The organism is Streptomyces sp. NPDC127092 (assembly GCF_042722475.1).
In the GTDB taxonomy this organism is placed as follows: domain Bacteria; phylum Actinomycetota; class Actinomycetes; order Streptomycetales; family Streptomycetaceae; genus Streptomyces.
The window spans coordinates 48,467-63,128 of sequence record NZ_JBHXFE010000003.1 but is presented as its reverse complement, the minus strand read 5'-3'; the positions used below and the strand labels follow the sequence as shown (position 1 = coordinate 63,128).

Annotated in this window: 10 protein-coding genes and 1 pseudogene; 4 read left to right on the top strand and 7 right to left on the bottom strand. The window is 74.2% G+C overall.

Annotation, left to right across the window (positions count from 1 at the left end):
• The first annotated feature begins 112 nt into the window (after positions 1–112).
• From ACFWJO_RS03400 to ACFWJO_RS03385, 4 genes are all read left to right on the top strand, one after another.
• Positions 113–3,412 (top strand): FtsX-like permease family protein, encoded by a 3,300-nt coding sequence (locus ACFWJO_RS03400; RefSeq protein WP_386863160.1) that lies wholly within the window; start codon positions 113–115, stop codon positions 3,410–3,412.
• 62 nt (positions 3,413–3,474) lie between these two features.
• Entirely contained in the window at positions 3,475–6,258 is a 2,784-nt protein-coding gene (locus tag ACFWJO_RS03395; protein WP_386863159.1) for an FtsX-like permease family protein, read from the top strand.
• Entirely contained in the window at positions 6,255–7,223 is a 969-nt protein-coding gene (locus ACFWJO_RS03390) for an ABC transporter ATP-binding protein (protein WP_386863158.1), read from the top strand. Before ACFWJO_RS03395 ends, ACFWJO_RS03390 begins: the two co-directional genes overlap by 4 nt.
• Before the next feature lie 257 nt (positions 7,224–7,480).
• Entirely contained in the window at positions 7,481–8,095 is a 615-nt protein-coding gene (locus ACFWJO_RS03385) for a hypothetical protein (protein WP_386863157.1), read from the top strand.
• Here the strand turns inward: ACFWJO_RS03385 and ACFWJO_RS03380 are convergent.
• The 7 genes and pseudogenes from ACFWJO_RS03380 to ACFWJO_RS03350 form a co-directional block, all read right to left on the bottom strand.
• Positions 8,076–8,423 (bottom strand): GNAT family N-acetyltransferase, encoded by a 348-nt coding sequence (locus tag ACFWJO_RS03380; RefSeq protein ID WP_386863314.1) that lies wholly within the window; start codon positions 8,421–8,423, stop codon positions 8,076–8,078. The genes ACFWJO_RS03385 and ACFWJO_RS03380 overlap by 20 nt on opposite strands.
• Before the next feature lie 140 nt (positions 8,424–8,563).
• The gene (locus ACFWJO_RS03375) at positions 8,564–9,241 is read right to left on the bottom strand and encodes a hypothetical protein (protein WP_386863156.1); all 678 of its coding nucleotides are present in this window, start codon (positions 9,239–9,241) and stop codon (positions 8,564–8,566) included.
• Complete coding sequence (locus ACFWJO_RS03370) at positions 9,238–9,663, bottom strand: acyl-CoA thioesterase (protein WP_384415459.1); 426 nt, start codon at positions 9,661–9,663, stop codon at positions 9,238–9,240. Before ACFWJO_RS03370 ends, ACFWJO_RS03375 begins: the two co-directional genes overlap by 4 nt.
• 7 nt (positions 9,664–9,670) lie before the next feature.
• The gene (gene ettA / locus ACFWJO_RS03365) at positions 9,671–11,335 is read right to left on the bottom strand and encodes an energy-dependent translational throttle protein EttA (RefSeq protein ID WP_386863155.1); all 1,665 of its coding nucleotides are present in this window, start codon (positions 11,333–11,335) and stop codon (positions 9,671–9,673) included.
• Positions 11,336–11,678: 343 nt separating this feature from the next.
• Positions 11,679–13,118, bottom strand: coding sequence for a Cys-Gln thioester bond-forming surface protein (locus ACFWJO_RS03360; protein ID WP_386863154.1), 1,440 nt, complete (start codon positions 13,116–13,118; stop codon positions 11,679–11,681).
• A 264-nt stretch (positions 13,119–13,382) separates the two neighbouring features.
• Positions 13,383–13,958 (bottom strand): single-stranded DNA-binding protein, encoded by a 576-nt coding sequence (locus ACFWJO_RS03355; protein WP_386863153.1) that lies wholly within the window; start codon positions 13,956–13,958, stop codon positions 13,383–13,385.
• A gap of 158 nt (positions 13,959–14,116) precedes the next feature.
• Positions 14,117–14,662 (bottom strand): annotated as a pseudogene (locus ACFWJO_RS03350) (hypothetical protein); the annotation flags it as partial.

Genomic DNA, 14,662 nt, shown 5'->3' with positions numbered 1-14,662 from the left:
ATCAAGGTGCGACCGAAAGCGGTTACCGGATCCGATGCCCTCTGAAAGCATCCGATGAACGTTCGATAGTGAACGATCGTGGTTCATCGCGGTGCTTCCAGGGGGGAATCGGGTGACGGGTTTCGTACTCCTACGGGTCAGGGCGCACCGTCTCCTCCTCTCCGCGGCCCTCCTCGCCGTCCTCCTCACCACCTCCGTCCTCGCCACGCTGGCCGGCTTCTCCGGCTCCGTCGGCGACGCCGCCCTCCAGAGCACCCTCAAGGGCCGCTCCGCGCCCGCCGCCACGCTCGTCGTCTCCGGCCGGATACCCGCCGACCGGCGGGCGAGCGCCGACGCCGCCGCCCGCGCGGGCGCCGACCGGACCTTCGCCGGACTGCCGGTGACCGTGCGCAAGCTGGAGACCTCCGGCCCGTACGCGCTGCCCCGCTCGCTCCAGCCGCCCGCGGCCCGCGCGGGCGAGCCCGACCTCACCCAGTTCGCCGCGCTCGACCGCTCCCGGATCACGCTGGTCCGCGGCACCTGGCCGAAGTCCGGCGGACCGCGCGACGCCGTCGAGAGCGCCGTGCCGGAGGAGGCCGCCCGCCGTCTGAAGGTGGCCCCCGGCACCGTCCTCGAACTCACCGACCGGCTCACCGGCACGACCGTGACGACCCGGATCACCGGCGTCTACCGGCCCGTCGACATCGCCGACCTCTACTGGCAGCTCGACCCGGCGGGCGGCCGCGGCGTGAAGACCCTCGTCTTCACCACGTACGGACCGCTGCTCACCGACCCCGCCGTCCTCGGCTCCGGCCGGCTCACCACCGGCGACACCTCCTGGCTCGGCGTCGCCGACTACACCGGCCTCACCACCGACCGGATGGCCGCCCTGCGCACCGCGGCGACCGACGGCCCCGAGGCGCTGCTCGCCGACACCGCGGGCTTCGGCACCACCGTCAACGCCGCCACCTCGCTGCCGACCGTCCTGGACCGCACCGACCGGGCCCTGCTGGTCTCCCGCTCCACGCTGTCCATCGTGGCCGTGCAGCTCGTGCTGCTCGCCGCGTACGCGCTGCTGCTCGTCGCCCGGCTGCTCAGCACCGAACGCTCCGGCGAGACCGACCTGCTGCGCGCCCGCGGCGCCTCGCGCCGCCGGATCGCCGGGCTCGCCACCGCCGAGGCGCTGCTGCTCGCGCTGCCCGCCGCCGTCGCCGCGCCACTGCTCGCGGGCCCGCTGACCCGGCTGATCGCCGACCGGTCCACGCTCGACGCCCTCGGCGGCGGCCTCGACCTCACTCCCCCGCCGCTGGTCTGGGTGGTGGCCGGCGCGGTCGCGCTGTGCTGCGCCGCCGCGGTCGTCGCCCCGGCGCTCGCGGCCGGCGACGGCGCCGCCGTGTCGCTGCGCAAGGGGCGCGGGACCGCGCTGCCCGCGCCCGTCCGGGCCGGCGCCGACATCGGTCTGCTGCTCGTCGCGGGCGTCGCCTACTGGCAGCTCGACCGGCAGACCGGCGACGGCGGCGGCGCGCTCGCCGGGGACCGCTCCGGCGGCCTCGGCGTCGACCCGCTCCTGGTGGCCGCCCCGGCGCTCGCCCTGCTCGCCGGCACGGTCCTGACGCTGCGTCTGCTGCCGCCCGCGGCGCGGCTCGCCGAGCGGCGCGCGGCCGGCGGCCGGGGACTGCCGGCCGCCCTCGCGGGCTGGCAGTTCAGCCGCCGGCCGCTGCGCGGCGCGGGCCCGGTGCTGCTCCTCGTGCTGTCCGTCGCCATGGGCATGCTGGCGATCGGCCAGCGCGACTCCTGGGACCGCTCGCAGCGCGACCAGGCCGACTTCCGCACCGGGGCGAGCGTGCGGGTGCTGGGCGCGGGTCCCGGCGAACCCGGCCGGACCGAACGGCTCGCGGCCGTGGCGGGCGTCAGCGCCGTGGCGCCCGTGCACCGCGGCAGCGCCGACTTCGGCGGCCGCGCCGCCACCGTGCTCGCGATGGACACCCGGCGGGCCGCCGACGGCATGCTCTTCCGCCCCGACCTCGCGGACGGCTCGCCCGCCGAGCGCCTCGCCGCCGTACGGCCGAAGCCGGCACCGCGCCCGGGCGTCGCCCTGCCCGAGGACACCCGGGGCCTGTCGCTCGACCTGCGCACCACCGCACCGCGCGGGACCCCGCCCGCCCAGGTCACCGTCGTCCTGGAGGACGGCTACGGCGTGCCGTACCGCCGGCTGCTCGGCAGCCTCCCGGCCGACGGCCGCACCCACCGGCTCCAGGCCGCCCTGCCCGAACCGGCCGGTGGCACCGGCTTCGTGCTGACCGGTCTCGAGGCCGTCGGCCAGGCGGCGGACGGCGGCGCCCACGCGCTCGCCGTCGAGGGCATCGGCGCGACCGGCGCCGGCGGCGCCCGCCGTCCGGTCGACGCCCACGGCTCGCTCGCCGCCTGGACCGGCGACTACACCGCGGAACGCGACAACGGCGAGGCCACCGCCGTCGCCGTGCGCGGCGGGCCGGCCGCCGGCGCCCTGCTCACCATGCCTTTCGCCGTCGGCGCGGACGAGGCCGGCCCGGGCACGGACGGCTACACGCTGACGCTGTCCGCCCCGCGCGGCGTCCGGCCGCAGACGGTGCCGGCGCTCGCCACCGAGGCGTTCCTCGCCGCGGCCCGGGCGAAGAAGGGCGACACCGTCGGCGTCGGCTTCGGCGGCCACCACCTGAAGGTGACGATCGCCGACGTCGTCCGCGAGCTGCCGACCACCGGCCTCGGCGCCCGCGCCGTCAGCGCGGGCGCGCCCGACGCCGTACCCGAGGACGGCGGGGCGCTCCTGGTCGACCTGCACACGGCCAACCGGGCCCTGTCGGGAACGCCCGTTTCGGTCCTGGCGCCCACCGAGTGGTGGCTCACCACCGGGCCGGGCCGGGCCGCCGAGGTCGCGAGGACCCTCCGGTCCGGCACCGACGCCGACCCGTCGCTGGTGCTCGTACGGGACGAGGCCGCGGCCGAGCTGCTCGGCGACCCGCTCGGCGCGGGCCCCAACTCGGCGCTGATGGCCGTCGCGGCGGCAGCCGCGGCGCTCGCCGCGGTCGGCTTCGCGGTCTCCTCGGCCGGTTCGCTGCGGGAACGGTCCCGGGAGTTCGGGGTGCTGCGGGCGCTCGGCGCGTCGCGCCGCCGGCTCGCCCGGCTGCTCGCCGCGGAACAGGGCCTGCTCGTCGGCATCGGGCTGCTGGTCGGCGTGGCGCTCGGCACCGTCCTCACCCGGGCGGTCGTCCCGCTGGTCGTGCTCACCGGCCAGGCCGAGCGCCCGGTGCCCGCCGTCCTGGTCGAACTGCCGCTCGCCCACGTGGGACTGCTGCTCGCCGGAGTGGCCGCGCTGCCGCTGGCGATCGTCGCCGTGATCGCGCTGCGCCGCACCGACCCGGCCGTCACCCTGCGCACCCAGGGGGACCAGTGACCCCGCCCGCCCCGGCCGCCCCGAAGCCGCCGTCCACCCCCGCTCGCGGAAAGGCGAACGCCATGCCCCGCAAGCCCGCCCGCACCGTGGCCCCCTGGGTCCGCACCCGGCTGCGGACCGCCCCGGGCGCGGCCCTCGCCCACGGTCTGCTCGTGCTGGTGACGGCCTTCCTCGCGGCGGCCCTGCCGCGCGCCGTCGACACGTACGAGACCGCGGGCCTGTGGCACGCCGTCGACACGGCGGAACCCCGCCACAGCGCGCTGACGCTGACCACCACCGTGCCCAGCAGCCTCGCACCGGAGGCGCGGCAGGCCGAGTTCGCGCCGGAGAAGCTCCGCGCCACCCGCGACAGACTGCTCCCGGCGCTGCCCGCGCCGCTGCGCGCCGACCTCGCCGACTCGGCGTACGGGGTGCGCACCACCAAGCGGATGCCGGCGCCCGAGCCGTGGCTGGCGCGGCCGGACGGCGTCCCGCCCGAGCTCCTCCTCGACTCGCCCTCCGACCTGGCCGAGCACTCCAGGCTCACCGCCGGCCGCGCGCCCCGCGCCGCCGCGGGCGGCGGCATGGAGGCGGCCGTCACCGCGAAGACCGCCGCGGCCCTCCGGCTGAAGCCCGGCTCCGTCGTCCACGTGCCCGGAGTCGACGGCGAGCCGAAGCCGATCACCGTCACCGGCGTCGTCGAGCCGCGCGAGGCCGACGGCCGCTACTGGTCCACCGACCCGGCCCTGCACACGCCGTTCCTCGCGGCCACGCCGGAGGCAGAGCCCCGCCACTACTGGGTGGGCACGCTGCTCCTCGCGCCCGAGAGCGCGCCCGGCACGGTCGCCACCCTCGGCGAACCCGAGAAGTACTGGCGGTTCGCGCCCGACGTCCGCCACCTCACCGCCCAGGACACCGACCGGCTCGCCGCCGCCCTCGGCTCCGCCGGCGACGGACCCGCCCTGGTGGAGCTGCGCGACATCCTCGGCGACGGCGGGGCCTTCACCACCGACCTCGACGGGATCCTCGCCGGATACACCGGCACCCGGACCGCCATCGCCTCGGTCGTCGCCGTCGCCACGTTCGGCATCGGCGCGGTCGCGGCCGTCGTGCTCGCCATGACCGGCGGCCTCTTCACCACCCGGCGGCATCCCGAACTCGCGCTGCTGCGCTCCCGCGGCGCGTCCCTGACCGGCATCGGGCTCCGGCTGCTCGGCGAGGCCGCCGCGGTCGCCGTCCCCGCCGCCGCCCTCGGCCTGCTGCTCGCCCTGCCCCTCACCGACGGCGCCGGAGCCCGGCTCCTGCCCGCCTGCCTGGGCGCGGCGGCCGTCGCCGTCGTCGCCTCCCTGGTGCTGCCGCTGCGCGCCGTGTTCCTGCACCGGCGGCCCCGGCTGCACGGCGCCCGCGAGGACCTGGTCACCGCCAAGCCCTCCGCGCGCCGCACGATCGCCGAACTCACCTTCCTCGTCCTCGCGGTGGGCGCCGTCACGGCGCTGCGCCGCCGCGGCACCGGCGACTCCGGCGACCACCTGGTCAGCGCCGCGCCGGTGCTCGTCGGACTGATCGCCGCTTTCGTGCTCGTACGGCTCTATCCGCTGCCGCTGCGCTGGGCGGCGCGGCCCGCCCGCCGGCTGCGCGGCGCCGTCGGCTTCCTGTCGCTGGCCCGGGCCGGCCGCTCCGCGGCGTCCGGCACCCTGCCGCTGCTCGCCCTGCTGCTCGCGCTGACCACGGCCTCCTTCGGCGGCTCGGTGCTCACCGGGGTCTCCGACGTCCGCGACCGGGCGGCCTACCGGGAGACCGGCGCGGACGCCCGGGTGGTCGGCGACCTGGCGTCGACGGCGCTCCCGGCCGGGGTCGCCGAGACGGTACGCGGTGTCGCCGGCGTCCGCGAGGTGTCCCCCGTGCAGGTCGAGTTCGGGCTCGAACTGCCCTCCCACCGGGGCACCGCCGACCAGGGCATGGGCGCCCCGCTGATCGGCGTCGAACCCGCCTCGTACGCCCGGCTGGCCGCCAGGACCGGCTTCGGCGCCTTCCCCGCCGGCCTTCTGAAGTCGACCGGCACGGGCGGGCCCGGCCACGTCGGGAACACTTCCCGGGTGATCCCCGCGATCGCCTCGCCGCGGGTCGCCGAACGCCTCGGCGACCGGCCCATGGAGATCAACGCGGCCGCCGGCCGGTTCCACGTCAAGGTGGTCGCCGTCCGCGCCGCGACCCCGGCCCTGCCCGACAAGGACTTCCTCGTCGTCAACGGCGACGACCTCACCAACCGGGCCGCCACCTCGCTCCTCGTCACGGGCGGGCCGGACGGCGCGCTCGACGGCCGCGCCCTGCGGGCCGCGGTCACCGCGAAGGCCCGCGCCGTGCGGGTCGTGCTGCGCGAGGAGACGCGCGCCGGCTACGTCGACTCGCCGATGCAGACCGGAGCCGAACGCATCTACCGGGCGGCCATCGGCGCCGGCGCGGGCTTCGCCGTCCTCGCCGTGCTGCTGTCCCTGCTGCAGAGCGCGCCCGAGCGCACCACGCTGCTCGCCCGGCTGCGCACCATGGGCGTCACCCGCCGGCAGGGCCGGCGGCTGCTCGCCCTGGAGGCCCTGCCGCAGGCGCTGCTCGCGGCGGGCGGCGGCGCGCTCGTCGGCTGGGCGACGATCGCCCTGCTCTCGCCCGGCGTCGACCTGATCCGGCTGGCGCTGGCCGCCGCGCCGGACGAGGCCATGGCGCTGGGCACCGCGCTGCGCGCGGACGTCTGGTCGCTGGGCGTTCCGGCGGCCGGCGTGGTGGTCCTCACCGGCGCGGTGGCCGGTGTGCAGGCCTGGTGGGTGGCCCGCAGGGGCCCGGTCAAGGAACTCAGGGCAGGAGACGCACGATGACGACGACCTCGCAGACCCCCGGCACGACGACGCTGGAGGAGCTGGAGCGGCGGGCGGCGGAGCGCCGGGACCGGCCCTCGTACGGCCATGACGCGCTGATCGCCTGCGACCGCCTGGTGCGGATCTTCACCACGGACGGGGTGGAGGTCCAGGCCCTGCAGGGCCTCGATCTCCTCGTCACCGAGGGCGAGTTGATGGCCCTGGTCGGCGCGTCCGGCTCGGGCAAGTCGACCCTGATGAACATCCTGGCCGGGCTCGACGTGCCGACCGCGGGCGCGGCCAAGGTCGCGGGCTGCGACCTGCTCACCATGGACGGCAAGGCGCGTCTGCGCTACCGCCGCGAGGTCGTCGGCTTCGTGTGGCAGCAGACCGCGCGCAACCTCCTGCCGTATCTGACCGCCGCTCAGAATGTCGCCCTGCCCATGCAGTTGAAGGACGGGCGGAAGGGCGCGAAGCAGAAGGCGCGGCGGGCCGAGGAGCTGCTCGCGATGCTCGGCATCGCCGACTTCGCCGACCGCCGCCCGCACCAGCTCTCCGGCGGCCAGCAGCAGCGCGTAGCCATCGCCGTGGCGCTCGCCAACAACCCGTCGGTGCTGCTCGCGGACGAGCCGACCGGCGAGCTGGACTCGGCGACCGGCGAACAGGTCTTCGCCGCGTTCCGGCGGGCCAACGAGGAGCTGGGCACCACGATCGTGATCGTCACCCACGACCAGGCGGTGGCCTCCGAGGTCCGCCGTACGGTCGCCATCCGCGACGGCCGCACCTCCTCCGAGGTACTGCGCCGCACCGAGGTCGACGAGGCGGGCCAGGAGTCACTGGTGGCCCGGGAGTACGCGATGCTCGACCGGGCCGGCCGGCTCCAGCTGCCCGCCGACTACACCGAGGCGCTCGGCATGCGCCACCGAGTGGCCCTGGAGCTGGAGCAGGACCACATCGGGGTGTGGCCGGACGACGCGGAGGGCTGAGGAAGCGCACGCGGGGAGCCGAGGGCGTACACGCGGCGAGCTGAGGGCGCACACGCGGAGAGCCGAGGGCACACGCGCGGAGAGCCGAGGGCGCACGCGCGGAGGGCTGAGGCCGCGCACGCCGGGGGGCTGGCCGCGCACGCGGGGAGCCGAGGCATACGTCGGGCGTCCGGAGGAACCGGGTACGCGACGGGGCCGTCCCTCACCCAGGGGGCCGTCCCCCTGGGTGAGTGAACGATGAGGCTGGGGGGAATCCGATGAGGAAGGCCCTGCCGTACGCCGGCGCCCTGCTCGTGCCCGCCGCCGCCGGCGTCCTGCTGCACCTGTGGGCGAGCTGGAGCATGCGCAGTCCCGTACGGATCCCCACGTTCGCGGCCGTCCTCGCGGGCCTCGCCCTGACCGCGGCGGCCCTGTTCGCTCTCAACGCCCTGTTCCGCGAGGGCCGCGGCGCGAGCGTCCTCGCGGTGTGCCTGCTCGTGGCGGGCCTGGGAGCGGTGTGGGTGGAGGCACGCGACTCGCGGGTCCGGGGCGCGGTCACCGACTGCGTCGTGGCCGGCCAGGTCACGGTGACCCGGCACCCGACCTTCGGCGAGGGCGCGCCGAGGCCGAAGCGGCTGTTCCACCACCCGCTGGACTGCGAAGGCGGCTACCCGTCGCGGTTCTCGGCTGAGGAGAAGATCGGCGACCTGGGCAAGCCGGTACGGATCGCCTACGACCCGGCCCGCCGCATGGACCCGGTCCTGGCGAGCCGGAACACCGCCCACGGCTCCCTGGTCCTGCCGTCGGTGCTGCTCGGGCTCTGCGCGGCGGTCTCAATGCTCGCGATCGCGGCGGAGCACCGCCAGGACCGGTTCAGCCGCCGAGAGCCATGAGCCCGGCGGCGGTGGGCCGGAACCCGCACCGCTCGTGGAAGCCGGTGAGGTGCGGCTCGAAGTCGACGTGCAGCCAGTGCGCCCCGCGCTCGCGCGCGGCCTCGGCGGCGGCCCGTACGAGCGCCACGCCGAGCCCCTTGCGGCGCTCGTCGGGGTGGACGGTCGTGTCGAGCAGGAAGGCGTGCACGCCGCCGTCACCGACCACGTTCACGTAGCCGACGAGCCGCCCGTCCCTGCGCGCGGTGACGTGCAGCAGCCGACGGGCGAGGACCGGCCCGAAGTCGGCGTCCCGGTGCCCGGGCCAGGAGGCATGGAAGAGCCCGTTCAGCTCGGCCCCGGTGAGCTCGGCGTCGACGAGGAGGCGGACGCCGGCGGGTCCCGGGGGCGCCGGGGCCGCGGGTGCCGGGGGCGCCGGTGATGTGGTGTCGGGTGTCGGGGTGGCCGGTGCCGAAGTGGCCGGCTCCTGGGTCACCGGGCGGCGCCCGGTGACACGTTCAGTGCCATCGGAACGGTCCGCAGGGCGATCGAGCCGTACGGGGTGCGGAGCCGGAGCCACGGGCCGGAGGCGAAGAGCACCACCGGAAGCTCCTCGTCGGGGAGCGGGGGCAGGAAGCCGAGGGACTGGGCCGCGTGCACGGCGCGCAGCGGCAGCCCGGTGCCCGCCAGCGTCCGGGACCAGATCTCGCGGCCGATGCGGTCGCGCTCGGCGCGGGTGCGCCGTTCCTCGGGCAGGGCCTCGTCGCGGCAGCGGAACTCGGCCACCGCGGCGGCGACCGCGCCCCGCATCTCGGCGACGGGCGGCAGCCCGGCGACCGGCTCCCAGCCGCCGCGGGGCGGCAGGACCCCGGCCCACGGCGGGCCGGTGACGGCGTCCGGCACGACCGCCTTGCCCACGGACTCCTCGATGCCTTCGAGGAGTTCACCGGCGGAGACGGTCACGTCGAGATCGACCGCGTCGACCAGCCGGGCCGTGCGGATCGCGAGCACCTCGAAGGACGGAGCCCTGCCGAACACGGCGACCGCGCCGCCGCCGGCCTGAAGGCGGACGGCGGCCGCGCGGTCGTAGTGCAGCAGACGGCGCAGGAAGGCGGCGAGTCCCGCCGCCTCCCGGGCGTCGTCGAAGTGCAGCGGCGCGATGGCGGTCATGCTGCGGACGTCATCCCGTCGTCCATGTACTCCTTGAGGAACGACCGCTCCTCGTCGGAGATCCGCCGCGGGCGCTGCTCCTCCAGGTTGAACGGCACGACGACCGTCGACGCCCGTACGTACGTGACGTCGGGGTCCTTGATCTCGTACGCGATCGTCAGCGAGGCCGCGCCTATCTTCGTGACCCACGACTCGATGGTCACCGGCTCGTGCCGGTGGACCAGCGGCCGCAGGTAGTCGATCTCGTGGCGGGCCACGACGGACCCGCCGGAGAACGACGGGCTCCCGTCGCCCGGCGCCAGCCGGAACATGAAGTCGATCCGCGCCTCCTCCAGGTAGCGGAGGAAGACCACGTTGTTGACGTGGCCGAAGGCGTCCATGTCCGACCAGCGCAGGGGGCAGGAGTAGAGGTGCCGAGCCATGAAGTGATCAGCCTCGGGTCAGCTTCTTGTAGGTGGCGCGGTGCGGACGGGTGGCGTCCGGGCCGAGCCGCTCGATCTTGTTCTTCTCGTACGACTCGAAGTTGCCCTCGAACCAGAACCACTTGGAGTCGCCCTCGTACGCCAGGATGTGCGTGGCGACGCGGTCGAGGAACCAGCGGTCGTGGGAGACGACCACGGCGCAGCCGGGGAAGTCGAGGAGCGCGTTCTCGAGCGAGGACAGGGTCTCGACGTCGAGGTCGTTGGTCGGCTCGTCGAGGAGCAGCAGGTTGCCGCCCTGCTTGAGGGTGAGCGCCAGGTTGAGGCGGTTGCGCTCACCGCCGGAGAGCACGCCGGCCGGCTTCTGCTGGTCCGGGCCCTTGAAGCCGAACGCGGACACGTAGGCACGGGACGGCATCTCGACCTGGCCGACGTTGATGTAGTCCAGCTCGTCCGAGACGACCGCCCAGAGGGTCTTCTTCGGGTCGATGTTGGCGCGGCCCTGGTCGACGTACGAGATCTTGACCGTCTCGCCGATCTTGATCTCGCCGGAGTCCGGGGTCTCGAGGCCCTGGATCATCTTGAAGAGCGTGGTCTTGCCGGCGCCGTTCGGGCCGATGATGCCGACGATGCCGTTGCGCGGCAGCGTGAAGCTGAGGTCGTCGATGAGGACCTTGTCGCCGAAGGCCTTGTTGAGGTTGTTGACCTCGACGACGACGGAGCCCAGGCGCGGGCCCGGCGGGATCTGGATCTCCTCGAAGTCCAGCTTCCGCATCTTCTCGGCCTCGGCGGCCATCTCCTCGTAGCGGGCGAGGCGGGCCTTGGACTTGGCCTGACGCCCCTTGGCGTTCGACCGCACCCACTCGAGCTCTTCCTTGAGGCGCTTCTGGCGCTTCTCGTCCTTCTTGCCCTCGACCTTGAGGCGCTCGGCCTTCTTCTGGAGGTAGGTCGAGTAGTTGCCCTCGTACGGGTGGGCGCGGCCGCGGTCGAGCTCGAGGATCCACTCGGCCACGTTGTCGAGGAAGTACCGGTCGTGGGTGATGGCGACGACGGTGCCCTTGTACTGGGCGAGGTGCTGCTCCAGCCAGTTCACCGACTCGGCGTCGAGGTGGTTGGTGGGCTCGTCGAGGAGCAGCAGGTCGGGCGCCTCGAGCAGCAGCTTGCAGAGCGCGACGCGGCGCTTCTCACCACCGGAGAGGTTGTTGACCGGCCAGTCGCCGGGCGGGCAGCCCAGGGCGTCCATGGCCTGCTCCAGCTGGGCGTCCAGGTCCCACGCGTTGGCGTGGTCCAGGTCGTCCTGGAGCTTGCCCATCTCCTCCATGAGCGCGTCGGTGTAGTTCGTCGCCATCTCCTCGGCGATGGCGTTGAACCGGTCGAGCTTGCCCTTGATCTCGGCGACGCCGTCCTCGACGTTCTCCAGGACGGTCTTGGACTCGTCCAGCTTCGGCTCCTGCATGAGGATGCCGACGGAGAAACCGGGGGTGAGGAACGCGTCACCGTTGGAGGGCTGCTCCAGACCGGCCATGATCTTCAGCACGGTGGACTTACCGGCACCGTTCGGGCCGACCACACCGATCTTCGCACCGGGCAGGAAGCTCAGCGTCACGTCATCGAGGATGACCTTGTCGCCGTGCGCCTTGCGCGCCTTGCGCATGGTGTAGATGTACTCAGCCAAGAGAAACCGTCCGGCAAAGAGTGAGTGGGCAGATAGACCCCATCTTGCCTGACCGGCCCCCCAAGGCGGAAACCAGTACTGCGGCGAGCGCCTGACCTGGGGCTCGCCGGGCAGAGCTGTGGCGAGGCGGTCACGGTGGGTGGCGCGAGGGGTCCGCGGGGTCCGCCGGGTCCGCCGGGTCCGCGGGAGAGCCCGCCCCGCGGCGGGCGGCCGTTCCCCGAAGCGCGCAGGCGCCCCTGCGAGGTGACGCGAGCCCGGGCGCACGTCAGCGCGACGGCCCCGCCGCGCGGTGCGCGACGGGGCCGTTGCGTGTTCGGGCCGCCCTCAGGGCCGCCCGGTGGCCTTACTGGCCGGCCGCCTTCTTCTTACGGAGGAAGAAGACCGCGCAGCCACCGACCGCGAGGAGCGCGACGGCGATGCCGGCGATCATCGGGGTGGCGTTGGAGCTACCGGTCTCGGCGAGGTCGCCACCACCGGTGGTGGAGCCGGAGGTGGTGCCACCGGTCGCCGGGGTCTGCGACGGCGACGGGTTGCCGGTCGGGGTCTCGGACGGCTTCGGGCCGGGCGTGGCCGTCTTGCAGTCCAGGACACCCTTGATGGTCTTCTCGAACCCGTTCGGACCCTTGATCGTGTAGTTGTACTCCGCGTCCTCGGCGACCGGGACGGTGACCGTCTTGGACTCGCCGGCGGCGATCGAGTACTTCACGCCCTTCAGGTCGAGCTCCCAGGGCTCGTCACCCTTGTTGGAGACGGTGATGTCCACGCCGCCCTTGGCGCAGTTCTCCTTGAAGTCGACGGCCGGGACAGCACCCTGCTTGGCCCAGGTCGCGTCGAACTCGGCCTTGGCCGAGGTCTCGCTGCTGCCGGCGAGGATCAGGGTCTGCTTGCGCTTCTCCGTGACGCTCGCGAAGGCGCGGCCGATGTTGACCTTCGTGCTGGCCTGCAGGCTCACCTTGGCGGAGCCGTCGGGGGTGCCGGCGGGCACGTCGACGTAGAGCTCGTCGCCGTCCTTGGCGGTGGTGACGGGCTTGCCCGCCTTGTCGACGACCTGCACGCCCTTCGGGGCGTCGGCGGCGAGGGAGACCGTGGCCGCGCCCGAGGAGGCGTTGGTGCTCACCTTGGTCGGGCCGAGGCGGGTGCCGGCCTTGCCGGCCAGCGAGGTCTTGGAGACGCCCAGCGTGGCCGCCGGCTCGTCCAGGTCCTCGGCCTTCTGCGCCTTCGCGACGAGGTAGTCGGTCAGCTGCTTGGCCTCGGCGTCCGTCGGAGCAGCCTCGACCTTGTCCGAGAAGTGCCAGATCGCCGCCTGGGTGGCCGCGGCGGCCTCGTCCTCGGTCAGGCCGCCCTTGACGTTGGCCTTGGTCGCCAGCGCGGTCAGGTCGTCGACCTCGGGGTAGGAGTTCTGCAGGATCCAGCGGATCTTGCCGGCGTCCGCGTTGTTGTGGAGGGTCGACTCGTCCCAGCCGACCTCCTTGTACTTCGTACCCGACTGGGTCGGCGTGAACAGGTCGATGCAGTAGGCCTTGAGCGAACCGCCGCCGTTGACGTCGAGGTAGAAGAGGCCGCCCTTGTAGGTGTCGGTCTCGGACTCACCCTTGTCGTTCTTGACGGTGATGTTGATCTCGCCCGACTCTGCGAGTCGGCCCAGCGTCGCGGCGACACCGCCGCCGTTGTTGCCCTCGGCCATCGCCGGTCCCGCGATGGCTATGGAACCCGCCACAACGAGCCCGGAGGCCAGCGCCGCAGCGGCAAGGCGGGCAGCGCCGCGCCTCTTTACAGAAAACATGGATTTCCCCTCCGTGCGGGCTGCTCCGCGTCATCGATCGATACGCGTGGGGGGAGCACCCGCTCAGCAGACTCACTTGACCCAAGACTCGCTGACCCACTGGAAGCAAGTGCCTCATGAGTACTCGGGAATCCTAGGGACGGGGAAGACCCCGGTGTCCAGTCGTACGACCTGATAACCATTCCGACTCGAAATCGTTATCAAGGGAGGAAGTTGACTACGAAACCGCTGGTCACGGTATCGACAAATCCCCGCAACGATGAGTCAAGAAGCGGTTACCAGAGGGTAGTCGACGGTTTTCGGCGATGTCGGCGGAGGTGTCGCCCAGGGGTCGGAATCCGAGGGGGAAGCGGTCGCGACTCCCGCCTCCCGGCCGGACGCGAGGCCGGAGCCGCCGGGGACGGAGCTGTCGGGGCCAGGGCCGGGGCCGGTCGCCGGTAGATCCGGAATCCTTCGCTCCGGCACGGGAGTTTCCGGAGTCTGCCGCACCGAGCGGCGGAACGCCGCCGTACCCCTCGTCAGGTCGTGGCCGACCGCGACCGCGTCGATGTCCACGAAGGTCTTCCGGCGCCCGTCCACCTCCTCCTCGCGCACCTTCAACCTGCCGTGCACCACGAGCGGTTCGCCCACCGAGACCGAGGCCGCCAGATTCGCTCCCAGCGAGCGCCAGGCGGACACCGTGTAGAAGCTCGTGGAACCGTCCGTCCACACCGCCCGTTCGCGGTTCCAGCGGCGCGCAGTCACCGCGAAGCGGAAGCGCGCCACCCCGCCTCCTACCGTCTCCCGGTACTCCACGTTCGTCGCCACGTTGCCCACCAGGGTCACCGTCGTCTCGTTCATCGCCCACATCTCCCGTTCATCCGCCCGCCGGCTCGCCGGCCGTCGGCCCGTTCGTCCTTCACGGAATCCATGCTGGACCGAACCGGGGAAACCCGCCGAAGCCTGTGGACAACAGGACGGTTGTGGACAACTCGGCCACCCGAAGGAGGCGTTCCGCCTCACCTCCCCCGGCCGGCACCCGCCCGCGCCGGCCCGAAGCGCGTGCCGCCGAACCGCGTGACCCGGCTCGCCACCCGCGTCGCGCCCGAGGCCGTGACGTACTGCTCGCGCACCTCCCGGTAGCGCATCAGCTCGGCCGCGATCGGGTCGAGCACCCGGGACCTGCCACAGGCAGCGGCCGCCTCGCGCAGCCTGCGCTCGGCCTCCTGCCCGTAACGCCTGGCCGGCCCCCGTACCGCCGCCGCGCACGCCCACTCCACGAGCGGACCGCCGACGATGCCCGCGACCATGATCAGGACCGGCGGCCACAGCAGCGGCTCGACGACGCCCACGATCTGGCCCACCAGCCACAGCGCGCCGAAGATCTGCAGGAAGGTCATCACCACCTGGGCGAGGACCGCGGCCGGCCACCAGGCCGGGCGCGGGGGGGGGGGGGCCAGGGGGGCCCCGGCCCCCCCCCAGTTTTTTCCCGCCCCCCCCCACCCCCCCCCCCCCCCCAAAGCCCCCCCCCCCCCCCCCCCCCGCCCCCCCCCCCAAAAGGACCA

Excerpts from the sequence above, each read along its gene's own strand:
- ACFWJO_RS03395 (WP_386863159.1), top strand. The coding sequence starts at position 3,475 with ATGCCCCGCAAGCCCGCCCGCACCGTGGCCCCCTGGGTCCGCACCCGG.
- ACFWJO_RS03390 (WP_386863158.1), top strand. The coding sequence starts at position 6,255 with ATGACGACGACCTCGCAGACCCCCGGCACGACGACGCTGGAGGAGCTG.
- ACFWJO_RS03385 (WP_386863157.1), top strand. The coding sequence starts at position 7,481 with ATGAGGAAGGCCCTGCCGTACGCCGGCGCCCTGCTCGTGCCCGCCGCC.
- ACFWJO_RS03375 (WP_386863156.1), bottom strand. The coding sequence starts at position 9,241 with ATGACCGCCATCGCGCCGCTGCACTTCGACGACGCCCGGGAGGCGGCG.
- ACFWJO_RS03370 (WP_384415459.1), bottom strand. The coding sequence starts at position 9,663 with ATGGCTCGGCACCTCTACTCCTGCCCCCTGCGCTGGTCGGACATGGAC.
- ACFWJO_RS03360 (WP_386863154.1), bottom strand. The coding sequence starts at position 13,118 with ATGTTTTCTGTAAAGAGGCGCGGCGCTGCCCGCCTTGCCGCTGCGGCG.
- ACFWJO_RS03355 (WP_386863153.1), bottom strand. The coding sequence starts at position 13,958 with ATGAACGAGACGACGGTGACCCTGGTGGGCAACGTGGCGACGAACGTG.